The sequence below is a fragment of the Psychrobacter sp. Ps7 genome, from assembly GCF_022129225.1.
Classification (GTDB): domain Bacteria; phylum Pseudomonadota; class Gammaproteobacteria; order Pseudomonadales; family Moraxellaceae; genus Psychrobacter; species Psychrobacter immobilis_A.
In genome coordinates this window covers 1-24,786 of record NZ_JADQAH010000020.1, presented here as the reverse complement: position 1 = coordinate 24,786, position 24,786 = coordinate 1, and the positions used below count along the sequence as shown (strand labels likewise).

The 24,786-nt window shown below is 39.0% G+C and carries 14 protein-coding genes; 7 read left to right on the top strand and 7 right to left on the bottom strand.

Going from position 1 to position 24,786, the window contains the following annotated elements; all coding sequences use genetic code 11:
- Positions 1–37 precede the first annotated feature (37 nt).
- The 6 genes from I3257_RS08315 to I3257_RS08290 are packed head-to-tail and all read right to left on the bottom strand — an operon-like array spanning position 38 to position 12,097.
- Positions 38–775 carry a SprT family zinc-dependent metalloprotease gene (locus I3257_RS08315; protein ID WP_238049394.1) on the bottom strand — a complete coding sequence of 246 codons (738 nt, stop codon included), beginning with the start codon at positions 773–775 and terminating at the stop codon, positions 38–40.
- Complete coding sequence (locus tag I3257_RS08310) at positions 772–3,942, bottom strand: HsdR family type I site-specific deoxyribonuclease (protein ID WP_238049393.1); 3,171 nt, start codon at positions 3,940–3,942, stop codon at positions 772–774. The genes I3257_RS08315 and I3257_RS08310 overlap by 4 nt, the downstream gene beginning before the upstream one ends.
- A complete protein-coding gene (locus tag I3257_RS08305) occupies positions 3,935–6,574 on the bottom strand; it encodes a DUF262 domain-containing protein (protein ID WP_238049392.1) in 2,640 nt (879 codons plus the stop codon). The genes I3257_RS08310 and I3257_RS08305 overlap by 8 nt, the downstream gene beginning before the upstream one ends.
- Complete coding sequence (locus I3257_RS08300; RefSeq protein WP_238049391.1) at positions 6,574–8,400, bottom strand: DUF262 domain-containing protein; 1,827 nt, start codon at positions 8,398–8,400, stop codon at positions 6,574–6,576. The genes I3257_RS08305 and I3257_RS08300 overlap by 1 nt, the downstream gene beginning before the upstream one ends.
- A gap of 23 nt (positions 8,401–8,423) precedes the next feature.
- A complete protein-coding gene (locus I3257_RS08295; protein WP_238049390.1) occupies positions 8,424–9,668 on the bottom strand; it encodes a restriction endonuclease subunit S in 1,245 nt (414 codons plus the stop codon).
- A complete protein-coding gene (locus I3257_RS08290; protein ID WP_238049389.1) occupies positions 9,668–12,097 on the bottom strand; it encodes a type I restriction-modification system subunit M in 2,430 nt (809 codons plus the stop codon). Before I3257_RS08290 ends, I3257_RS08295 begins: the two co-directional genes overlap by 1 nt.
- A 522-nt stretch (positions 12,098–12,619) precedes the next feature.
- Here I3257_RS08290 and zorA point away from each other — a divergent pair.
- The 4 genes from zorA to I3257_RS08270 are packed head-to-tail and all read left to right on the top strand — an operon-like array spanning position 12,620 to position 20,061.
- The gene (gene zorA, locus I3257_RS08285) at positions 12,620–14,686 is read left to right on the top strand and encodes an anti-phage ZorAB system protein ZorA (protein ID WP_238049388.1); all 2,067 of its coding nucleotides are present in this window, start codon (positions 12,620–12,622) and stop codon (positions 14,684–14,686) included.
- A gap of 18 nt (positions 14,687–14,704) precedes the next feature.
- Positions 14,705–15,436, top strand: a complete 732-nt coding sequence (gene zorB1 / locus I3257_RS08280; RefSeq protein ID WP_238049387.1) for a type I Zorya anti-phage system protein ZorB1 — start codon at positions 14,705–14,707, stop codon at positions 15,434–15,436.
- Positions 15,437–15,441: 5 nt separating this feature from the next.
- The gene (locus tag I3257_RS08275) at positions 15,442–16,815 is read left to right on the top strand and encodes an EH signature domain-containing protein (RefSeq protein WP_238049386.1); all 1,374 of its coding nucleotides are present in this window, start codon (positions 15,442–15,444) and stop codon (positions 16,813–16,815) included.
- A gap of 18 nt (positions 16,816–16,833) precedes the next feature.
- Positions 16,834–20,061, top strand: a complete 3,228-nt coding sequence (locus I3257_RS08270; protein WP_238049385.1) for a DEAD/DEAH box helicase — start codon at positions 16,834–16,836, stop codon at positions 20,059–20,061.
- Positions 20,062–20,149: 88 nt separating this feature from the next.
- Here the strand turns inward: I3257_RS08270 and I3257_RS08265 are convergent, their stop codons facing one another.
- The gene (locus tag I3257_RS08265) at positions 20,150–21,016 is read right to left on the bottom strand and encodes a leucine-rich repeat domain-containing protein (RefSeq protein ID WP_238049384.1); all 867 of its coding nucleotides are present in this window, start codon (positions 21,014–21,016) and stop codon (positions 20,150–20,152) included.
- 826 nt (positions 21,017–21,842) lie between these two features.
- On the opposite strand from I3257_RS08265, the gene I3257_RS08260 reads away from it, so the two are divergent.
- The 3 genes from I3257_RS08260 to I3257_RS08250 all read left to right on the top strand — a co-directional run bounded on the left by I3257_RS08260 (position 21,843) and on the right by I3257_RS08250 (position 24,327).
- Entirely contained in the window at positions 21,843–22,481 is a 639-nt protein-coding gene (locus tag I3257_RS08260; RefSeq protein WP_238049383.1) for a hypothetical protein, read from the top strand.
- A gap of 372 nt (positions 22,482–22,853) precedes the next feature.
- Positions 22,854–23,789 carry a hypothetical protein gene (locus I3257_RS08255; protein ID WP_238049382.1) on the top strand — a complete coding sequence of 312 codons (936 nt, stop codon included), beginning with the start codon at positions 22,854–22,856 and terminating at the stop codon, positions 23,787–23,789.
- 16 nt (positions 23,790–23,805) lie between these two features.
- Entirely contained in the window at positions 23,806–24,327 is a 522-nt protein-coding gene (locus I3257_RS08250) for an endonuclease V (RefSeq protein WP_238049381.1), read from the top strand.
- Positions 24,328–24,786: the final 459 nt, after the last annotated feature.

The following is a 24,786-nucleotide window of genomic DNA, read 5'->3' as shown; positions in this document are numbered from 1 at the left end:
GAGGTCCTGAGCTAAGTGTTCGTCTTTAGTTGAAGCACTATTTTTGATGTTTCCAGTTTTCCTGGTTTAATGGCATTTGGTTGAGTAAATCTCGTCTAGATCGCCAGTCTGGCATGTAAATGTCGAGTAGAGCTTTAAATCTATCGTTGTGCTGCCTTTCTTTGAAATGTAGCAGTTCATGCAAAATGATATATTCCAAACAGGGCAGAGGCTTTTTAGCTAAATCTAAATTAAGCCGTATATTTCCTTCTTCTACATTACAGCTGCCCCATTTTGTTTTCATTTTTTGGATCTGCCAGCTATTTATAGTGACGTCAGTTTTCTTTGACCACTTATCGATAAGATCGGGTGCTCTAGCTTTTAGTCGGCCACGATAGTATTCAGTCAATACCTTAAGTTTTACTTCCTCTGAGGCATCAGTGTTTACGGTTAGGACAAGCTTACCGCTCTTTAGTTTGATCGTCTGAGATTTGAGGGTATCGCTCTCAATCACTTGAAGTCGGTAACGTCTGCCCCATAGATAATGAGTCTCTCCATTTACCATCTCTCTGGCTGATTGGCGCTCTTGCTTGGCAAAAGCAGTCTGCTGACGTCGAATCCAAGGTATACGGTGGATAACAGCCATCCGAATGGCAGTCTCAGTCATAGCATCAGGTGCAGATACTTTGACCTGACCAGCTGGCGGCATGACACTAATATGTAGGTTTTTAATATGCTTGCGAGTTAGATGTATATCTAGCTCACCAATTTTAATAAAGGCTGACTTAATAATCACTGATATTCCTGTTGTGCTTTCACCAAACTAATCAGCTCTTCTAAGTCAGTATCAACTTCATATTCTTTGATGACCTGATGCACCGCATTTGTAATCTTGCGCTCTTTAATTAGATGACCTTGCCAATCAGCCTGTTTATGGAGGCGAATAGCTGCATCAACTTTATCTGCCAAGTCTTCATTCTGATCCAAATTATCATATAGTGCGCGTTTAGCAGGGGTGTTAATGGTCTCAGGGTATGCGTCACCACCTGCACTGCCAGTCGGGTTAATTACTTTAGAGGCTAGCTGGCGTATTTTTTGTAAGTACTCAGCGTAAGCAATGGCTTTTTGTCGGCGTAGCTCAATGAGCTCATCGAGTAGGGCAGACATATGCTCATAGTATTTAGGGTTGACGGGGTTTTCATCGACAATCGTTTTGCGCACGTTGTTTTCGATGGTCTCTGCGACGTTCTCAGGGTTGTTCGCTATATCGTCAGGTATGGCTTTGATTAAAGCTTCAGGCCCTTGATTGACAATTAACTCAATAAGTCCTAAATCTTCAAAGTCGATAACCGTCTCACTAGGTGTGGCATGAATATAAGTGTCTAACATCCTACGCATGGTCGGCTCGTAGCTTTTCATATCGATATGGTCGCCACTCATAAGCTTGATGTTATTACGAACCGACTCAAAGTGCTTTACATCATCTTTGATGCGTTTGATCTCCTGATCGTTATATCCCGCTTCCGCCATTTCATTGGCAATATTGCCATAAGCACGTATCAGCTTGGAGACGCTTTTGTACAGGGTGAGTCTAAGCTGTTCTTGTTCTATTTTTTCAGCCTCAGTCGTGCCTTCGCTAGGACAAAAGTAAGCGCCGTAATCTTGTGTATTTCTAGGGTATTTAACAGGTTCACACAGTCCTCTGGCCATCTCTAAGGCATCATCTAGGTTTTGTCTCGCCGCACTTAAGCGGTTCTTTAACAGCCCATCAATATCTTCATCTTCGTATTCCGAAAACGCGCCTTGCGTATAGTCAGAGATAGTACTGTTTAAAGACTGAAATAGATCCTGATAATCAATGATATAGCCATAGTCTTTTTCTGCACCATCGAGTCTATTAACACGGCAAATGGCCTGAAACAGATTATGATCAGCCATCTTTTTATCAATATATAGATAAGTAGCAGAAGGTGCATCAAATCCTGTCAGCAGTTTATCTACAACTACCAACAGTCGCATTTGACCTGGTTCTTCAATGAAGCGTTTTTTAACAGCTTTCTCAAAGTCCTCTGCTTTAGAGCCTGCTTCTTGTTCGCTGATATCATAATAATCAGCAATCATTCTGCGATAGATTCGATATTTAAAAAGCTTCTCTGTCATGCCTTCGCCAGTTTCTTCACCTTTGATGCTATCTGCAGTCGGTAAGTAACTGGTCACAATTGCCACTTTCCCTTTCAAGAAAGAGTTCTCAAAGGCCTCATAAGATTTACAGGCTTGATAAATACTATTGCACACAAGCATGGCATTGCCATGACCATCCATAAGCCTTGGCTTTTTCTGCATATCGAGCAAGATGTCATTGACGATGCACTCTATGCGCGACTGGCTAGACAGAACCCGCTGCATGGTTCCCCATTTTTGCTTAAGCTGGCTTTTGGCAATATTGGTTAAGCCACGAGTATGAGCATCGAACCATTCATCGACTTTCTTAGAGGAGGTAAGCTGTTGATCGATATCACGTGCTTCATACAGGAGGTCCAATACCACACCGTCAGCAACTGCTTCATCAAATTTATAGGTATGAATAAAAGGACCAAACACTTCGATAGATTTCTTCTTATCTTTTTTGAGTAGTGGCGTCCCGGTAAAACCGACAAACATCGCTTCTGGCAATAATGCCTTCATAGCGCCGTGCAGCTTGCCAGACTGAGTGCGGTGACACTCATCAACAAAGACAAATAAATCGCCCTTAGGGCTAAAGTCTGACGGTAGGCTGGCTTGAATGTCCTTTATGAATTCGTCTGTGTCTTTACTATCATGGCTATCATCATCACCGCCGCGCCCAAATTTATGAACTAGGGAGCAGAGCAACCAAGGGTTAGGCTGATTTAGCTGGGTAATAAGATCAGCACCGCTCTTGGTGCGATATATTGATTCATCGACACCAAAAAAGACTTTTTCAATCTGTTCATCAAGCTCGGTACGGTCAGTAATAATGAGTACACGGCTATTGGTAACATTCTCCCGTATCCATTTAGCCAGCCAAACCATGGTCAAGCTTTTGCCTGAGCCTTGGGTATGCCAAACAATCCCATCCTTGCGCTGTGCAATGTGTTTTTTTGCCGCCTGTATCCCGAAATACTGATTGTGTCGGCAAGTCTTTTTGACACCCGAATCAAAGACAATAAAGTTATTAATGATGTCTAAGAATCGGTGCTTATTGCACATATGATACAGATGGAAGTCTAAGGGTTGATCGGTGAAGTTAGCGTTTGCTAAAGTAAGATGCGTCGGTACGCTAGTATCAGACTGTGGCGTATGATTGGGGTTGGCTTCTTTCCATTCTAGGTAATACTTCTCAGGCGTTTCGATCGTGCCATAGCGTAAGCCTTGGGTGTCATTTCCTGCCATAACCAATTGAATAGTGCTAAAGAAGCTGCGAATAAATTCTTTCTTTTGGTTGTCTAGGTTCTGGTGGATGCCTTCGGTGACGTTGATGCTAGAGCGTTTAAGTTCAATAACGCCCAGTGCAATGCCGTTGACATAAAGGACGATGTCAGGACGTTTTTTATTTTCGCCATTGATGGAGACTTCTTCGGCAATGGCAAAGTCATTGACCTCTATGTGGTCCCAATCAATCAACCAGACGGTCTCTTTATGATCACCAGTACCTTCTTTTTCTTTAATGCCATAGCGCAGTAGTTCATAGACCTTTTTATTGGCATCGTATAGTTTAACGCCACTGCCCAGTGCTGCTGCTTTTTCTAGAGCGTTAATGGCTCTATTTCGCAGTGTACGGCTGACATTACGTGAGCTTAGCCACGCCGCTAAAATCTCGGACTCAATGTTTTTGTTATTAGGTCGGTCTTTGAAGTCGCCTAGATAACGGTAGCCGAGTGTGTCGGTAAAGAATCGTACGACACGGTTTTGCGTGAGTCTTTCTATGTCGGCGACGTTACTCATTCTCAATACTCCTCAATGAGCTACAATTTTGAATAAGCTGACTGATTACATCATCTACCGATGTTAATGAGGTAATCTCGTAGTGCACTGCTTCATCGCCTGTTTCCTCATCTGTGATATGTTTACGTTGAAGTCCATTAACTTCAAGCACATCAGTAACTTTTTGAGGGTAATCGTTTGATGAGCCGTTTTTAAACTGGACTACGAATTTTTTTGAATACTTAATGATTTCGAAGTAATAATCAATACCTGCATAATGCCAACCTTCTATCTTTAGACTGGCAGGTATGGCGCTAGACATAACTTCCTGATAATTGAGATGCTTAAAAGGCCTTATTAAGGATTTGTCTTGCTTTAGTTTAATTTCAATAACACGGGTATAAAGTTCATATTGCTTATGGTTGCGTTGGGCTTCTTTAAATAAAACAAACTCATCCTCATTCTTAAGAATGAACCCTTGCTTACAATATTTGAAGAGCTCAGGATGTAGTATGAAATGTTCACGCCATTTAACTAAACTATTGCTAGCCAGTGCTTTGTCACAGATTTTCTGTAGTGAACGTTTGACATCGTAAACGTCGAAATCCTTATCGTCTAGTACAGCTTTTATATATGACTGTCTTTCTTCGATTTTGGTACTTGTCTCTTCTCGCTTCATATAAGCAGAGCCAATGCGTAGTAGTCTTTTCCAACTATGATCACGATCAATGTTATGTTTAGTAGAGCGACTGCTTAATAAGTTATAACGATCTTGTCCTCTTTGAGTAAAGTATTCCCCTTTGCTTAATACAGCGCGTTCCCATATATAATTAATGTCTGAGGAGTTGTGTTGGAGTAGGTCAAAAACGGCTCCCGCTGACTGGGCGTATTTCTCAAACTTAGCAAAATATATGCTGTCTTGATCCATTTCCCACTTACAATCACCATGCTCTCTGTAATACTCTAAAATACCTGAAAAGTTCAGTAGGAAGCCGATTTGGCCGTCAAAAAATGGACGTTTCTTACCATTATCGAAAAAGGTTTGTTTCTCAGCTTCTAGAATCACTTGTTTCCATTGATCTGACTTTAATATCAGATGTGCTTTAATCTTCTCCTCAACAAGCTGATCTTCTGAAATTTTATTCAAGACGAGCCCAGGTCTATTAGTCAGTGTATCCAAAATAGGAGAGTCAAACTTACTTAGCTTTTCAATGGATAGCAGAGCTTCTAAAAAATCTTTTGAAGTATTAAAGATAGTATTTTCAGTTAAGTTATAAATGACACGTACCCATTCAACGAGCTCAGATTGAATGTCATTAGCATCAATGCTGTTAGCTGATTTGAGCTTTTTTGAAAGAAAACGATAAAAAGCATAGAATCGTAGCTTTTCAGGATACCTAGTATTATCTGCTAGTACCTTTTCGAACATAGACACTTCTGAATAATGTGTCTTATTATATGCGTCAGGTAAGTAAGTCTTGAGATGATGGTTGTGATAGTCATCTAGATCAAGCAGATCTAAAAGACCAATGAGATTAGTTACAAAATTAGGTGTAAAACAATTTAGTTTAGTGTACTGGGCTATTGTTAAGTGCTGCAACTTGGCTTTTTGTCCAAAAAAAGTATTGAGACTATCCTCACTTTTACTATCATTGTTCTTAGTATCGATAATATATTGGTATAGAATAATTAAGCGAATGAAGTTCATAAGCTCATCATCATAGGAATCATGCTTATCACCAACAGTCCGATACGTCCAAAACAGATCTGCCCAGTCGGTGTCGATCTTATGGATAAAGTACTCATAACCATTGACTACACCACCTCTAGCGGCTAAATCATAATTAGACAGTTCTTTAGAAAACGACTTTATAGTTTGTTGTAGATTAGCTTTGAAGTTTTCAAATGGGGTGAGGGGCTTGCCTCGCGCGTTCATTTTGATATACAACTCATCAGACAGTCCAAACTTGCTCAAGGGCAAAAATTGGAAAGTGATACAAGGGTTATCGCTATCCACAATCCGCAGGTACAAATCTTCATTACAGAGTGCAAATCTTTCTTCAATCGCCTTTAACATGTTAAGGCAAGCTTGCACAGTAGGATCCTGTTTCCAAGCTGAAAAAAACCAAGTGCTGTCAGCAATGAGTTGGTCAATAGTATAATCATTGATTTTGCTAGATCTAGATCCGGTTGTTTGATCTATATTAAATTTAGTTAATGCATGGTATCGCTGCTGGATAGTACCGTTAGATAGTAAAGCATTAAAAAATTCTGATGAACTAGGGCGGGTCTTATAGGTAAAGCGTGAATTGCCTTTTAAGGTAAAACGTGCTTTAAACTCTGTTAAATGGTTGTATTTTACTGCCAAAAACCAATGTAATAAAAATAAAGTTGTAAGACGCTGCTGGCCATCTAGTACTGAAAGTGTGTCAGTATTGTCAATGTCGCCATATACAAAATCTAAATTTAGAGACGGTTGATCATCATAAGTTTTGTCTCTGATAAGAGCTGAAAAAAGGGAGTCTAAAAAAGCGTTTCTAACCTCTGACTGATCTTTGCGCCCTTGGGCATAATCACGTTGGATAATTGGAATTTCAATAAAATTTACTATATCTAATAGCTCATTAAAGGTTACTCTTTCTCCCATGTTCATTATTGAGCTCCATTTTTAAAAAAGTATTCTGTTATGGTTTCTACGATAGCATCTTGATGGTTTTGGCTGTCTTCTGAGCGCCAGTAAAGCATGCTATCTAAATTTTGACTGTAATACTTCAAAAAGACATTTTTGGTGCACAAAGGCACATATATAGCCTTTTTATCAAGCTCAATAATATGCTTGCGTTTAATTGGGAAGATGGCATTTTTATAGCTGCGATTGGTGTATCTATCAAGCAAAGTTAGATTGCCGATTGAGTTATCTACTGCTTCGCCATTGCTAGGATCGTAGATCTCTATGATACTCTTATAAACATTCTCAAACTTATCTTGTTGAAAGGTTTGTGCCTGAAGGATTTGGTTAATTTCACTATTGATACGTTGCTTTTCATTTTGTTCAGCGTTATTAAGCTTGAAAGAGCTTGTATCAACTTTTGAGTTGTCTAAATAGTCTTTAACATCTATTAGCCACTTCTTTTGATTACTAATGCCTTCAGGTATATTTGAGGCTACTGAACGTATATGCTCAACATCCCAATTCTCACTTTTATATCTATCAAATTGAAAGCGAGAGTTTGATTTGGGATTGCTCAATAAGCTGACAATATTAAAAAGTAGAAAGATACGGCGAATCTTACTCAAGTTCTTAGACTCATAATCAAGCTCTGATAAGTGATCACGGACTTTCAATTCAATTTCATCAGATGATGACAAGGCATCGAACTTAGCATCAAAAGTAAGGTTAAAAACTTGACCTATAAGTTTATGTCTTAAATGTTGCTTATCTCGGCTATCTTTACTAAGTCGCATAATTTCAGGAACCGTTTTGCCCTCAGTTATTAAATAGCCGATTAAGTGGAATAATTCGCGGTTATTAAACCACTCTTCTAATGTCATCATTAAACGCTTGATGTTTTGCCATTCTTGAACCATGTCAAAGTTATCTTCTTTTAGCAGCTCATTAAATTGCAAAAAAGTGTTTAACTCATCTTTGTTATTTTCTATTTCACTATGATCTGATGCTCTAAGAGTGAGTAATAAATCAATGCGGTTTGATTCAAGGGTTTCATTGCTCAAAAAATACCAAAAAGCATCGTTTTGAAGGCTTTTCTCAATGGCATCCCATTCTTGAGAAAGCGTAAGCTGCAATAGACTTTGGGCGTCCTTCGACTTTGATTCTAAAGTGAAATTGCTTGATTTTAAGAACAATGCCTTAATAAGTTCTGCACTTACCAGCGGTATTTTTCCGACGTTAAGTCTTGAAAATACTTGGGTGGGTACCTCATGGTCGCTGAGTTCATACCAAATTACTTTTACGCTCTTATTATCTAAATTGAGTAAAGGCGTTTTTATAGAGTTATATTTATCTGAGTCCTCTTGCTCATCAAACCATGACTTGATGGCTTCTTTAGCTTTATAAATATGGAAAAAGTCGATATTACTTTCGTGTATGCTTGGATCAATACGCTCTAAGAATTCAGCCGAGTCGCTCCTTGTTTCATAGCTGATGCGATATCGTGATAGATTGTCACCACTATCGACTTCCAATAAGTAGGTTAAAATGATGTAAATAGTGGTTAGTCGTTGTTGTCCATCGACGATTTCCCAAGAGTCATCTCCACGCTTTTTGACGACAACAGGTTGCAAGCAGTAAAAAGTATTCTTTTTAGAGTCAAGCGAGTTCAGATAAAACTCTCTAATATCTTCTAATAAGTCTTGAACTTGTTTTTCTTTCCAGCGATAACCACGTTGGTAAGCAGGTATATAGAAACTCTCTTGCAACAAGCTACTAATGGGCTTTAGCATTAATTTATTATCTGACATCGAGCTATCCTTATTGTTATAATTTAATGCGTCAACCGCACTTTGCCTGTCAACAGCTGCTGCATCATGCCTTGTTTAATATCACGGGTTTTCTCTAAGCGCTGCTGCAATGCCTGAATCTCGGTATCCATATCAGAGAGGATAGTAGCGATGGCGGTTTGTTCTTCAAGACATGGGTAAGGTACTTGGAAATCAAGCAGGTTACCTACATTAATGTGTTTCATGGTAGTGCCAACTTCAATTTCTTTTAATCTTGAACGACCTTTTGATGAATTAAAATAGTAAGAGAAATACTTTGGGTTTATGCTTTTTTTAAACCTATTTATAATTAAAGCATGACAGTTTGAGTTTTCAAGCTCAGGAGGCACTATGGTAGTCATGCCAACATCCCCAGTTTGAACCATTAAAACATCACCTGTTTGTAAGCAAGATTTTGAGTTTTTGATATGAAAACTTTGTGTTACTCGCTTAATTCCATGGAAATTGAAACTATTTTCTTTAACGTTATAACCTTGAATATATAAAACTCCATCAGAAGCATCGGTATAATGAGATTTCGCAGTTCCTACAAAGCCATTAGTCATAAGGGTAGTTAGTGCTCTCATAGGTGATACCTCCCAATCCTCAGGAATCCGCCCCAATTCAGTCTGTTTAAACCCTTTAGCACTACCATCCTCACGAGTGGCAAACTCTGGCAGGCGAGTTTTGCCTGTGAGTAGCTGCTGCATCGTTCCTGTTTTAATGGCTTCTTTTTTCGCAATGAGCTTTTCTAGTGAGCCGATTAAATTATCGACATCAGATAGGGCAGTGGCGATGGCGGTTTGTTCATCAACTTTGGTTGGAACAGTAATTTTAAAGCTATGCGCATCATTTCTATTTAAAGTCGGCACACCTGAACCACTTTTGAATCGTTCAAACCCAATGTATTTAAATAAGTAATATACGAATTTAACGTGAGCATCACCGAAGCTAGTTACCCATAAAGTGGTATTGTGAGGCCAAAAGTCGCTTTCAATATAGTGTACTTTTCCAATTGTTCCTGATCGTCCAGTAACGATTCCTGCACCCTTAACTTGAAAGTCTTTATGATTTCTAACTATGCCATTAGAGTAAACCACTGGATAGTCACCAGCTTCTACTTTAGTAGTGGGTAAGTCAAAACCCCTCTGTAGTGGTGCGAAATCACCAATGGTAGTAACTTTCCAATCCTCAGGAATAACCTCCACCTCAGTCTGTTTATAACCCTCAGGTACTTTGACCTCGCTCATTATGCCACTCCCATCGCTTGCAGATGCGCTTGTACTTTTTGGCTTAACGTCTCCACCTCGTCTACGATTTGCGATAGCGGCTCAGCATAACGCTCATCCAGCTCCGTGATACGGTTAGCAAGCTGGGCAGTGATACGCTCAATCTCATCTTCGATACGCCCTTGTAGCGTGGCGTGCCATTTATCCTCAATCAATAGCGTCTTGATAGCCGTTTCATCCAAAGTCGGGTAGTGCTTAAATACCGCCAGATCTAACGCTTCTTGCGCCTCTTTTAGTGCTTTTTTGGCAGTGGCTTCAGTATCGAAATAAGAAAGCAACTGATGGAGTGCGTCTTTTTCATCGCTATCGGTGGCAAGTTTGAGACGTGCGCTGACGCTCGACTTAGTAAAACTGCCTTTGTCCGTAGCCGCATCGGCGAGTAAGCCTTCTTCATCTCCATGTTCTTCAACATAATCTGCTATGGTACTTGAGACATTATCTAGCTCAGCCTGTAGCGCATCGATATGGGTTTGCTCATCGTTATAGTAGCGGTGGATGATGAGCGCTGGCGGGATAAGCTCCGCTTTATATTTGACCTTATTGATAACCAGATCAGGCTCTTCTTTAAGCTTTTCACCTTTAGCCACGACCAGCTTGCGTAGCTGACTGCCGATACTCCAGCCATCTTGGCTAATCGCATAGACATCGTCCTGAAGGCTTTCACTCCAGTAGTCCATCAAGATTTGATAAATATCGTATTTATCGAGTAGGGGCACTATTTCGTAGCGTTGTAGCAAGTCTTCACTGATTTTGTGAATAAGGGCTTTAGGTCTATCGCCTTTGGTGATTTCACTCAGCTGGATAGCTTGCCACCAGTCATTGAATGGCGTTAGGCTTTGCTCAGCAAAGGCAATAAACTCAGGATGAGCCAATACCGCCGCCTTGACCTCAGTCGATGCCACAAGACAGTCACAGTAACCGTCACTACTATGCTTGAGATTAGAAAATAGCGTCTGGCGTAAGTTAGGTAATACCTGCCAATAAGACTCTAGAGAGTTGATATCGGCAACAGGAATACCGCCTTTTAAATGGGCGGTTAGATCGTGCTGATCTTCATCGATACTGGCATCGATATAGCGAGGAATATTTAAGTTATAGTCGTTATCAATGATTTCATCCAGCTCAACCATTCGGCTATAGCCTGTTAGATTGATTTGAGAATTAAAAACATCGACGATTTTGTGGATATCTTGACTACGTAAGCGGTTTTTATTGCCATCTTTCATGTAGCCGCGGCTGGCATCTATCATAAATAGACCCGCATCACCTTTTGCTCGGCTCTTAGCAGTATTTTTATCTATCACGATGACACAAGCAGGAATGCCCGTACCGTAGAAGAGGTTGGCTGGCAAGCCGATGATGCCTTTAATGTAGCCTTGCTTGATTAAGTTCTGGCGGATATGCGCTTCGGCATTCCCTCGGAACAGCACGCCATGTGGCAAGATCACTGCGCCAACGCCCGTGCTTTTTAGGCTTTTGATGATGTGCAGGAGGAAAGCGTAATCACCGTTCTTCTCAGGTGGAATACCCCAAGTAAAGCGGTCAAACTCATCGGACTCTGGATTTAAGCCACTGGTCCAGTTTTTATTACTAAATGGCGGGTTTGCCACGATAAAATCAAAGGTCTTAAGCTGACTGCCTTCTACAAAATGCGGAGAGGAGAGGGTATTACCTTTATAGATATCTGCACCTGTCGCCCCATGCAATATCATGTTCATCTTCGCAAGTGCAGTAGTGGCAAAGTCCATCTCTTGACCATAGATAGTCAGGCCGCGTGGCGCTTCATCACTGACCTTTAATAGCAGCGAGCCTGAGCCACACGCAGGGTCGTATACGGTCGCGTCCTGTGGTGTATTGTCATCTACACCGATAATCTTCGCTAAAATACGTGACACTTCCGATGGCGTATAAAACTGCCCCTTTGATTTGCCAGATTCGGTTGCAAAGTGGCGCATCAGATACTCGTATGCATCGCCCAGCAGGTCATCACCATCAGCACGGTTGCCTGATAAGTCCAAACCCTCAAAGATACCAATCAGCTTCGATAAGCGATCGACATGCTCTTTGCCTGTACCGAGTTTTTCTTCATCGTTAAAGTCAGCTACATCAATGACACCGCGCAGACCGTTGGCTTCAGCCAGCTTAGCGATAATCTTATCAACCTTTTCGCCAATTTCTTTGTCACCTTTCAGCGCGACCATATCATCGAAGCTACCGCCTTCTGGTACTACGATATCGCCAAAGGTATCGTCTTTATATTTATCAGACACGTACTTCATAAATAGCATGGTCAATACGTAGTCTTTGTATTGGCTGGCATCCATGCCACCGCGTAGCTCATTGCAACTTGCCCAAAGGGTAGAATAAATCTCGGTTTTCTTAAGTGCCATAGTTATAAATCTTATGATCAGAGGAGGTTTTATTGAGTAAAAAAATTATCGAAGAATGGTATCACACAACAGCTCTTATTCTCGTTATATAGACTGACTTAAAAGGTTAATAGATATATGCTCTAGTCTAGCGTCAGTGTAGATAGGATAGAAGAGCATTAAAATAGTAATAGAGATTCAAACGTCATCTAATGTCGTAAGTGGTCAGTGGTAGCTTAAGCTATCGGAGTTTTTCAGGCTATTCTCCAATCAAAAATATAAATGCATGTAGCTATTAATTCTCGAGATTATCTATTATTTCCTAAATATTATTTGCCAATCATTTTCTAGTCATTTGTTTATGTTACTATTCCCTTTTTGTAAGTTACAGCTTGTAATGACGGGTCTTGCCTGTCGTTATGGATGGTTTTTCACGTAGATATTTATTAGTAAATTGAGCTGACTCTAATTTAGCTAGATTTGGATGCAATAGGTTGAATAACAAAGCTTTCAATCTTTTATTTGCTGGGATAGGTGGTATTGATGGATTTGTTAGGTTTAGCACAATTTTCGCAAAAGTTCTTCATTTTGCCCGCATCGATGTTTTTCTTCGTTGTGATTATCGGTTTTACTTTTTATTTTAACTATACTAAGCCTGCCAAGTTACTAAAGATCAGATTGTCAAAGTTGGCTAACAGTTTAGAAGGGCTTGATAAAAAAGCAAAAACTGATAAAGATTTACTAGATGCAAGTTTTACCGATGACACTGTATTGAGCCAGGCTTGGTTAAATTATAAACAAACTCTTCATGATATTCATGAAGTGATAGACGGTGAAAGTGTTATAGAACACTCACGGGCAACTGTACCCAGTGAGATATTTTTCACGGAATCCATCGTAGTAGATATTCCGTTGAAGGTGGATTTTTACAAGCACTTACCCGGAATAATTACCGGTATCGGTATTATTGCGACCTTTATAGGCTTACTGTCTGGATTATTAGCATTCGACCCTGCGGGTAATCCTGACAAGGTTCAAGACAGTTTAGATTTACTACTAAACGGGGTTGCAGAAGCTTTTATGGCTTCTGCATTAGCTATTTTCGCAGCTATGGTTATTACATTTTTTGAAAAGTCTTGGTTAAGAAAATGTTATGAGCAATTACAACGCTTAAATACAGCCATTGATAACACTTTTACTGCTGATGAAAGTGGTGAGGAGTATCTGGCTAAATTACTTAAGTCTTCTCAAGCAAATGAAGCTAATGCTCGGCAGCTTAAAGATAGTCTGGTTAATGATTTAAAATCCATGATGACTAACTTGGTCGAAGAGAATAAAAGAAATCAAGCTGCTTTTGCTTCACAACTAAGTGATTCTTATGCGCAAACAAGCCAGTCGATGGCAACACAGATTGGCGAGTCTATTAAAGATAGCCTCCAAGACCCTTTAGATAAAATTGCTTCAAGCGTGCAGCAAGTCAGTGGTGACCAAGGCTCGGCTGTGCAAGATCTTATGACTGATGTGCTAACTGCGTTTATGAGTAAGTTAGAAACGACGTTCGGTGGTCAAATGACGGGCATGAGTGAGATGATGACCCAATCTGTTACTGCTATGCGCGAGATGCAGGCAGGCTTTTCTCAATTAATGACAGATATGCAGACTAATAGTGAAGTGTCGACCAAAACGTTAGAGACACAAATGGCTAAAATGATGGAGGATATCCATCAAAAGCAAAATGAGATGTCTACCCAAATGAACGAAATGGTAGAGAATCTATCAGCAGGTTCAGCTAAGATCGGTGATCAAGGGTTATATGCTGTTGAGCAGTTGAATAGTAAGGTTTCAGATCTTGTCTCAGGTTTAGGTACTTCAATGTCAGATCTACTGTCAAATGTTGCAGAGCAACGTATCGAGCAAGATCGGCAGATATCAGATAATCAACAAAAACTACACGAACAGTCCTCTGTATTGATTGATAACTTAGGTAGTGAAATTAAAGAGCTCATTACGCATAGCAAAGAAGCCGTTCAAACTCATAAAGAAAACATCCAAAAACTGTCTCAAGTAACTACAGATAGTATCACTGGTATGAATAGTGGTGCAGAAAGAATGCGCTTGGCTGCTGAGCAGTTTACTACGGCTGGTAGTTCGCTAAGCACAGTGACTGGTAAAACCTCAGAGCTTATTGCACAGGTTAATACGACTTCAACTAACATGACGAGTGCAAGCAGTAGCCTTATTGAGTTGATAAGAGATTATAAGAATTCTCAAAACAGCGTTAATACTGCCATTGAAGCACTAGAAAATATCATTCAGCAATCAAAGTCTGAAGCTGGAATGACTAGTCAAATGCTTAATGATATGCAGAATATGACGACAGCTTTAAGCCAAGTGAAGAGGGAAATGCAAGAATACTTAGCAGAAGTTAGTGATGTTCTAGTGAAGAGCTTTGATAGCTTTGGTACTTCCGTTGAAAGTAGTCTCAATCAATCGTTGGTGTCTTTTGACAACACACTTAATCAAGCCGTTCAACGCCTTGCAACTGGTGTTGAAGGCTTAGGTAATGTGGTTGAAGACCTTGAAGATCTTACCCAAAGAACTAGACGCTAATTTTGGAGTGTATCGCTAATGATTGGTAATAGGTACGCTAAAAAACCTCGTTCGAAAGATGAGGGTGAGAAGCCTTTTTGGATCTCATTTGCTGACTTAATGACAGCACTAATGACGCTCTTTTTAGTAGTGATGGCAGTATCTTTAATGGTAGTCACTAAGAAAATTAACGAAGCAACGCAAGCTGAAAAAGAACGTAGTTCAGAGATCTTGGATATTTGTACGAGTATTAAAGACGACCCCACTTTAAAGAATCAGCTTATCACCGTAGACTGTAAAGAGAACCGTATTAACTTTGGTGAAGCAGGTCGCTTTGGACACAATGATTACCGATTGAATGCAGAGGGCATAAAAGCTCTAAGTGCTTTAGTACCTGTGGTCTTGGAAGCAGCTAATAGTGAAAACGGCAAAAAATGGTTTAAACAGATTGTAATTGAAGGTTTTACAGATACTGATGGATCATATTTATATAACTTGAATTTAAGTCTACGCCGTTCGGAGTGGGTGATGTGTAGCTTATTGGATCCCACATTTAACCAAGAGCTCACTTTAACTGATGAGCAAAAAAACCAAATAAAACAGCTGTTCCTAGCTGGAGGTGTATCGTTTAATGCAGCAAAAGACAGTAAAGAAGCTTCGCGCCGTGTAGAACTAAGAATGCAGTTTTATGGTTTAAAAGAAAAAGAAAGTGCTGAGGCGCAGCCTATTTTCGTTTCTGCCCCTATTGAAACCTGTCAGCTGGCAAGGTGAATGTGATGAGTATCACTATATTAAAGCAGAGGTTAAATCAGAGTGTCGATAAGTTCTCTGAACCTGCCCAAATGCACAATAAATTTGCCAGACCAAAAAAATTAATTAAGACATTAGAGCTCATTGAACGTAAGTTTGATGATATGGAAAATGCTCAGCCTATCGAAGAAAAAATTGTTAACTCAATTTTAAAGTTAGAGAAGCATGGTACCGACTATCTAACAAAGCGCGATTGGAAGAACCTGGCTTGGTCGCTCAGTAAAAAGCTGCTAAGTTATGAGGACAAGATGCTTTTCACTTTCAAAGGTAGCGAGCTCATTGAACAATTCAGCAAAATGGAGCCTGATTTACTAAAAGCTGTTTATTTCCCTCTGCTTTATAGTTATTTTGCGGTAGAACAAGATGAGATAAATAAACGGCCAAATAACTGGATTGGGCTCAGAAATATCTTAAATACCAACCGTTCTACGTTGTTTCAAGCCACTCTTAGGCCTAAAAAATGGCTTACTACGTTAACTGATCATCCTGAAGTGCTTTCGCTAGATCCTTCCAAAAGATTTATTCATGACTTTTTACATAATAGTGATGACAGCAGAGTGAGTAGTCAGTTAGAAAGCTTAAGTATCGCTCCTAATAGCTGGTTCTGGGATAGCTTGGTAAGTTCATCTATCAAGTCAGTCAAGACAATGAAAGAAGATGATTACTTTAAAGTGATACCTCGTTTCTTGCTCCTCCTCGAAAAAAATCCAATTTATACCACAGCTATTTTAACGGCTCTACTTGAACGTTATGCTTCTACTTCAAGACGTACACTTGTACACGAAGCTTTAAAGTATGTTTGTTTAACGCAATGGGGTAACCCGCAATATGACTCAGCAGCAGGTTGGCGGAATGTAAACCCAGATACTAGAAAAATGGTAGTTCAGTGGTTTGTCAGAGCAGATTTAGAGGCTTTCTTCACCGTTTTTGGTATTAGTGCTGATGTCCGAAGGTTTAATTACTGGATGAGATTTCTTAAACAAGTAACGCTCTCAGAAATATTCTTAAACGATCAAGCAATGCGTTATCCAACAGCGCAACAAGCAGAATTTAAGAAAAATAATGCGGGGAGATTTAAAAAGATTGTCGGTAAAAGTAATGCTTCAAACGCTTTTATGATAAAAATAGGTGGGTTCTATATAGTAGAATTCTCTGAGATGAATAATGCGACCTACTTTTATCGAAAGCTTCCATACCCTCCTTTTCAGGAAAAAACAGGTAAGGTAGAGATTACTAGCTTAAAGTCAACTTCTCAGGCTCAATTTTACTTATCACATCAAGGAGCTTGGGAGAAATCTTTCGATCGTAGACTACAAGAATTAGGAATATTCCCAGATTAAAACTATAGAGCATTTTTAATGAAACTAGCATTTTGGAAAAGAAATAAAAACAAGCAAACCGCAATATCAGAAACCATAGTCAATAGTGTCGAGCCTGCGCCATTGCAATATGATGACATTGGCTTAAAACATAGCTACACATCAGCAGCCAAAACAGATGCGGATTTTTATTGGGAGAGCTTGGCGGATGAAGAGCTCGCTTATCAGTCAGATGATAATTATATATTGCCATGGGAAGAGCTTTTTCAGATTAAAAAAGATCCTGATCATAGTGATGTCATTAGTTTACTCAACTTACCACTATCAAATGATTTATACCCGATAATTCGTAGTGAAAATGGTATAAGCGATTCTGATTTTCAAATTATTCTGGATGGTTGGTGTGATAAAAATAAGGTCAAGCTTAGAGAGTCAGTCAAGCGAACAGGCGCAATTATTAGTATTACCGGTAAAGAATTTTTATTGAATGAAAGCAATTGGAAGCTATTAGAGAAAATTAAAGAATTCTCCCGTGTTACGGATAAAAATAAATCATTAAATCAAAAGTATTGGGCACAAATACGCAGTTTAGCAAAAAAAAGCGAGGCGAACTTAGATGAGTTCTTGCGTAAAACGATCGTACTTGCCCCAGAAGAGCTGCAACTTAACCTTCGTAAAAACTTAGTTAGTAAAGAGTCAGTGGTAGAGGTGCAGCCTGATTTTAAAGACTCCCCCTTAAATTGGCTACAAACTTTTGATAAGTATAATGAAGTGCAAGATGAATATACAATCAGCTTACCAGAAGGTGGTCTGGCTCACGTTATCATCGAGCCGAAAGTTAAGAGTGTACTAAGTGAAATTAAGAAGATGCCAAATCGTCGGATAGCTGGCGAGCGTGCACAGACTTTTTTGCATAATCCTTTTGCTCAGTTAGGAGAGGACGCCATAGAGGTTATATCCCCAGAGGGCTTTGAGCAATCCAAAGAAGAGGCAGAAATCTATAGCTACCGTTTGTTAATAGATAAAACCTATGATGAAGCATCACATTTTAGTTCGGCTCAACTAACGTTACATGAAAACTCAAGTAGAGCACAAGACCCTATTTTTCTAGAGCTTTCAAATCTAGAGCAAGCTCAACACTTTATTGCTACTTATGAGCGATCATCACCAGTGTTCCTATGGGCAGGCTACAGTATAGATAGAACAAACTATTTAGATAACCAAGTGGAAGAACTGAAAAGTGATCTAGAAGAAATTCGGCAGCATGAAGATGATTTACAAGCTAAAAACGTACTAGATTTAAATAATTACAGCGATCGAGTAATTGGTATTGGTGAAGCCGAAAAATTGAGCTCTGAAGCCATTCAAAAAGATAGTGGTGAATCCGAATGGTTACCACAGAATCTTATAGATGGGTCAGCCGACTTATCTCAATTTACTTCTGATAATACTGATGCCACTACTGAGCTACTTGAGCAACGTATCCAGCATGCAGAGGCAGAAGGCGAGAGCTTTGTTATACATCCGGACAGCAACGTCTCCATTCCATTAGATGATGCAAAAAAATTACTTAATGATCTGCGTGATTCAAAGAGTGATGACCCAGCGGAAAACGACATAGAGCAAGAGCAGCCAGAAGCTGATGAAACAAAGAAAAAATCTACTTTATTGATTGCCAATAATATCGATGAGGCTGACTTTACTAAGAAGCGAGCGGAGACTCTGACTTTTGATGAAAGCAGCCGCCCTCAGGCCAGATTGCCATCAAGTTTTAGAAGCCAAGAATTTAGTTTAAAAAAGCATCAAGAGTATGGTATCGCTTGGCTACAAAATCTATATCAGTATGCGCCAACTCAGGTTAGCGGCTGCTTATTAGCGGATGATATGGGATTAGGAAAAACTTTGCAGTTACTTTGTTTTATTGGTGAATATCTAGAAACTGCAGAAGATAAAAAACCTGCATTAGTAGTAGCACCAGTTTCTTTATTAGAGAACTGGGAGAGTGAAATCAATAGGTTTTTTAGTGCAAAATTCGGAAAAGTGTTAAGTTTATATGGCGATAACTTAAAACAGCGAAAAATACCCAAACACCTAATATCTCCTCAATTAAGAAACGATTACGGAATAACAAACCTACTTGAAGATAATTGGTTAGGTGGGGCAGATATCGTGCTGACTACTTATGAAACCATGCGAGACCTTGAGTTTTCTTTAGGGAGGGTGGATTGGAGTATCATGATATGTGATGAAGCCCAAAAAATAAAAGTGCCTACTGCAATGGTTACTAAAGCTGCTAAAGCCCAAAAAGCAGACTTTAAGATTGCTTGTACAGGCACGCCTGTAGAGAATTCACTTGTTGATCTATGGTGCTTATTTGATTTCATTCAAGAAAACCTGATGGGTTCGCTTAGTGAATTTAATAAAGAGTATCGACGTCCTATTGAAAAGAAAGACGATGAAGACAACGCGATAATAGATGAGCTTCGTCAATTGATAGAGCCGCAAGTATTAAGACGTATGAAGCATGATGTCGCTGAGTTGCCAGCAAAACACGAAATTAATGATTGTAAAAATATTGAAATATCAACGCTGCAACGCACACTTTATAAACAAGTATCAAATGATTATAGAAGTTTATCTGAGCAAGGCCACAAAGGCGTTATGTTAAAAGCACTACATGACATGCGAATGATTTGTGCTCACCCCCTGAATTTTCAAGAAAAAGCGACTATCAAGGATTCGCCTAAAGCCGAATGGTTAATAAACACTTTAGAGACTATAAAACAAAAAAATGAGAAGGTTATCATTTTTACTGAGTTCAGGGCTATTCAAGTGTTTTTAAAGCGGCTTCTCCTTGAGCGGTTTGGATTAAACGTTACTACAGTGAATGGGGATTCAAATACTAATAGTAGAGTAGGCTTAACGCGGCAGGGCATTATTGATAAGTTCCAAGAAACGAATGGTTTCAATGTGATTATTTTATCCACTGTGGCAGTTGGCTTTGGTGTGAATATCCAAAAAGCAAACCATGTTATCCACTATACACGCAGTTGGAACCCAGCTAAGGAAGACCAAGCGACTGATAGAGCCTACCGTATTGGGCAAGATAAAGAAGTTTACGTGTATTATCCGTCTATCTCAGCAGATGATTTTGAAACTTTTGAGATTAAACTGGATAAGCTACTATCTAGTAAGCGCAGTCTTGCGGATGATATGTTGAAACCAAACGTGGAGCTTACTCAAGAACTGATTCAGTCGATTTATTGATTATAGTGGTTGTTTAACTGCCTCATTATGGTTGGAGACTCAATATTCTGAGAGTGTATGACCATACTGAGGCGCTTCACATTACTTTTTACCAAGTCGCCTTACTACCAACACTACCCAAAAATCGACTGACAGTTTCTGATACATCCAAGAGAGGATTTCCTTTAACATCGAGTTGTTCCAATCCCCTTAGGTTGGCAATACTCTCGGGCAAACTTTGTAAGCCATTATGATAGAGCCCAAGACTTTTTAATTGATGTAGATTGCCTATCGAGCTTGGCAGGGTTTTGAGATCAGAAGCACGTATCTCTAGTTTTTCAAGGTTTGTTAGATTTCCGATACTCTCAGGCAAAGCCTTTAATGCTTCATTGGCATACAGCTCAATACTAGTAATCTTGCTTAGATTGCCAATAGAGTCTGGTAACTCCTGAACCTTAGATCCCCTCATATCAAAATGGGTAAGCGATGAGAGATTACCAAATTCATTAGGAACCCTCTCTAAGCTTTTTGAAAAAATCTTAAGAGCTTTAAGGTTGTTTATTCGACAAAGTACCTCTGGGAATTCAGTGAAAGCGCAGTTCATATACACCAGTGTCTCTAAGTTCTCTAGTTGAGCAATCTCTTCTGGTAGTTCATTAAAACCTCTGAGTCTAAGATACTTTAGATTTTTTAAATGGCCGATAGCGCCAGGTAATGGCTTAGTGGACTCACTTTCGCTTTGTAATACTGACTTATTATCAATATAGTTATAACTCGTTGATTTTCCATATCCCAAATCCAGTCGCTCTAACTGGCGTAACGCTTCAGGTTCACGAGGGATGCTGCTGTCAGAGCTGCCTGCTATATTATGGTTATCAATCCAGTCCCATATCTCTGTCATCCAGTCTTCAACGCCCGTATCTTGCTTGCGAATGGTGTTGTCATCTTGGTTGGTTTTATCGCTATATGCTGTCATAAGGTTACCTGTTAAATAATGATGGTTAAATGAGGTGAATGCATTCAAATCTTTTATCTGGTCTTATTGCTATGTGCCAAACTTAAGAGTCGTTAGGCACAGTAATAAAACCAAGGGAAGCCATATTTTTAACAAAGCTTAGACTACCAGTGACTGAGACTGATAAAGGTTTATGACGCTGTTTGGAGGGGTTGCTTAAAAAAGCGGAATAGCAGAAAACGCTCATAAGACTCAGTCGCTGAGTATGAGGAAAATGATTGAGAAGTATAAAGGTTGGATGTAATTGACTAGAAGTAGTCATAAAGAAATCTCCTGTTGCTCTGTCTGTGCCAAATTGAAACGACACAGTCACCTTACAGAGCGAAAAGGAGGTGTGCGTTTTACCAGTCTTTGTTTTTCATCGCGCTGGAAGTAGCGGTAAACCCACGATGTTTTTTTATGATAGCAAGCGGCTTATTATTTGTCAAAAGCGAGATTGAGCTATTCTGAAGAAATTCTAGAGAACAATGGCAATATCTTAGCGACTGCAAAGCAGTTAAGATAGCCATGGAAACCTTATCTAACTGGCAGAATAAAGCGAATGAAGGCTATTGTATTGTGTCAGCGTGCTGAGTCTTTGATAGTACTGGGGCAGTCTGTTATAAATGTTTCCATTAGAGCAGTCTATTTTAAGTGGTCTGTTAATAGGTTTAAGAGGCTTTTTAGGCGGTTCCCTTGGGCTATACCCTAAGCTATTTAATTCTTTAACTACTGACCCAAAAACTATCATTCCTAAAAAAATGAGTGTAATTGTCTGGGATTTATTTTATACAACAGGGGTATATGAGTGAAATCAGATAAAGACGTTAAGGTTGAGCTACAAAACAGCCCGATGATAACAGAAAAATTTTTCTTCAATAATTACGATATTGATTTTTTAAGGGTTGGACTGTTAGATAGTCCTATCGATGATGGTATATCAATACAAATTAAAGATGATAAATCATATATTCTAAAAATTAACAATGGAGCAGCCGAAGTTATATCAACTTATGGTTCTAGATTTTTCCTACTTCAGATTTTTCTAGACCAGTATAGAGGTACAGAAAAGCCTTTCCCCATTGTGAACCCTAGTCAGCATCCTATAAGATCTTCTTGGTATAAAAACTATGATGAATTAAAGCAAGCAATGCAGATCATGATAATGTCTTTAAACACTTATGAGGATTTTATAAAAACTATACGCTTTATTGAAAAAACCTTTAATAGAACTATTATCTATCCAGAGATTGAAATTGGGAACATATCGACTTGGTCATGGGGAAATACTGTAACACGAGACAACTTGTTAACCGTGGATAAGTGCGCTGATGGTAGCTGGCAAATACTCAATTGGCAAAGGGGTCATTCTGAACAATATATGACATTCTTTGATGAAAAATATATATTTGAGTTTTTTATAGAAATTTACTTGTCAGTATTTTAGCAAGTAAACATTGATAGTAAGCTATGTTGATAATAATCTTGAAACTTTAATCGGACAGCTTAATGATAATGACCTACCTATCGGTTTAACAGTCATTAAAGTCGTATTTAACACTATCAGTTCGATGCCTGTATAGCGCACCGATCACGAATAGAATATGTATGGTAAGTACACCATGAAGTACACTGTGACTATTTCAGCGAGTTAAAACGTTGATACCATTAGCCCACAGCCGAAGATTCAAGTCCTCACTAGGGTACCGAACCATTGAAAGCACCTGATTGGTTCGCTATATATTTCTTAAAATGAATCCTTCTAGTATTATCGCTTCTACTAGCACGATTAATGACTCCTCTTTCAGAGAAGATTAACATGAGTAATATGCAACGATTGAAATCAACATTGTTAAATAAAAGTAACGGTAAATGGTATCAGAAGGGTAAATGGTATCAGCGCGATAAGCTATACACAGGCATTATCTTCTTTGATAAACCAGACCATCAACTTGAAGCTTATGAAGTTAAAAACGGAGAGATTAGTAAACCGTATGTCTCACCATGTCAGATAGGGTTACCTTCACCTATTCAAATAGACTCTTCAGGGTTTTGTAATGAAGATGAAGACGAGTATGGTTGTGGAACAATACCGCAATTTTATCAAGGCAAATTATATCAAGGTATGTCATATACCTTCAATGAAGGTATATGCGATAGAGAGATCTATACCATTGAAAATGGCGAAACAGAAAATCAAATTATGTGGAGAACAAAACTCCATGAGCCATCCATGTTTGAACTTCGATACGAATATGATCAATCAGGCTTCTACTATAGAAACAGTAGAGATGATATAAATTTTGGTTATAGCAAAACTTGTAAAAAAACCAATCAGCTTGAAGACATAGATATCACATACATCCCAAAATTAAATCGTATAAAACGTTTTACAGCTATAGATGATATTATTCACTCAAAAAACTACCTCGATTGCCCCATCCCTGTGCCAGGGATATATGAACTGATAGAAAATTATCAACATTTTAAATTTGATACATTCATACGTTTGAGGATAAGCGAAGATATTGTAGAAGATTTGTTCGATAAATGGGCAAAGAACAATAGCTTTATACACGTGGAGTTTATGTACATCACTGGATTAAACGGACTTTATAATTTAGAAATATTTAATGATAAAGAGGTTTTTAATAGTTTAAAGGAGCTACGTCTCGAAGAAAGTGAGGTGCTACCCCAAAAAATTGAGCAGCTGAAAAAATGTAGTAATAACTTTAAATTAGTTATCTATAAATAGATCTATGAGGGCTAAATTGATATTTTTAATATTAGATGTGCATTATCAAACAGACGTGGTACAAAAGCTGGACAGCGCTAAAGTAGCTGGCATACGTTTTCAAGGTATAGAGACTAATGAGATATTAAGTGAGCATACTGTCAACGTGAACAATGTTGCGCCTTATGAGTCAGGACAATTTTATAAACGAGAATTGCCCTGCTTGCTGGCTTTAATTAACCAGATTGATGAACCCTTTGATGCAATTATCATAGACGGCTATGTATTTTTAGACGGTGTTACCAAAGCAGGATTGGGTAAGTATTTATACGATAATCTCGCTAATAAAAAGCCTATCATCGGTATTGCTAAAAACCATTTTTACGACATTACTGAAGACTATGCCGTTTGGCGAGGAATAAGTAAGAACCCAATATATGTAACTAGTATTGGTATAGAAATCACGAAGGCTAAAGAGATGGTAAGTAGGATGGGTGATGACCATCGAATGCCCAAGATGGTTACTTACGTAGATAAACTAGGCCGTGTCATCAATTAGGATATCTATACCTATTGAAATAATTTGCGCTACAGCCAAATCCTCAATAGATAGCAGCCCTTATTCCCATAACGGGGCTTATGGTAAATAGTTTTAGATCGATAAAAGTAGGATTCAGAAGTATTTGGGCTATAAATCGCTAAGACATATGAAGTTTTTTTATTACCGTCAAGCTGTGTAACTAAAAGCTCCTCAGTTAGTATCTACAGATTTGATAGCAGGGGGCAGCGTGGGGTATGCTGTTAAATCTCTAGAACCAAACTTGGGAAGTTTTAATCAAGCGGCGTTGCAATAAAACTCATGATGAACCTGTCTAGGTGACTTCATCCCCAAACCCTTGTGAGTTCTAGTTTGATTGTATTCAGGCTCAATATATAGTCTAATCCAAATAAAACCGATACAATCCTATTAACAATTGCATTTAATGAAATAAACGATGACTTATTCAATAGACTATCG

Coding starts and splice junctions, on each gene's coding strand:
- I3257_RS08290 (WP_238049389.1), bottom strand. CDS start 12,097: ATGGCACTTAAGAAAACCGAGATTTATTCTACCCTTTGGGCAAGTTGC.
- zorB1 (WP_238049387.1), top strand. CDS start 14,705: ATGATTGGTAATAGGTACGCTAAAAAACCTCGTTCGAAAGATGAGGGT.
- I3257_RS08270 (WP_238049385.1), top strand. CDS start 16,834: ATGAAACTAGCATTTTGGAAAAGAAATAAAAACAAGCAAACCGCAATA.
- I3257_RS08275 (WP_238049386.1), top strand. CDS start 15,442: ATGAGTATCACTATATTAAAGCAGAGGTTAAATCAGAGTGTCGATAAG.
- I3257_RS08310 (WP_238049393.1), bottom strand. CDS start 3,942: ATGAGTAACGTCGCCGACATAGAAAGACTCACGCAAAACCGTGTCGTA.
- I3257_RS08295 (WP_238049390.1), bottom strand. CDS start 9,668: ATGAGCGAGGTCAAAGTACCTGAGGGTTATAAACAGACTGAGGTGGAG.
- I3257_RS08255 (WP_238049382.1), top strand. CDS start 22,854: ATGAGTAATATGCAACGATTGAAATCAACATTGTTAAATAAAAGTAAC.
- zorA (WP_238049388.1), top strand. CDS start 12,620: ATGGATTTGTTAGGTTTAGCACAATTTTCGCAAAAGTTCTTCATTTTG.
- I3257_RS08265 (WP_238049384.1), bottom strand. CDS start 21,016: ATGACAGCATATAGCGATAAAACCAACCAAGATGACAACACCATTCGC.
- I3257_RS08300 (WP_238049391.1), bottom strand. CDS start 8,400: ATGTCAGATAATAAATTAATGCTAAAGCCCATTAGTAGCTTGTTGCAA.
- I3257_RS08305 (WP_238049392.1), bottom strand. CDS start 6,574: ATGAACATGGGAGAAAGAGTAACCTTTAATGAGCTATTAGATATAGTA.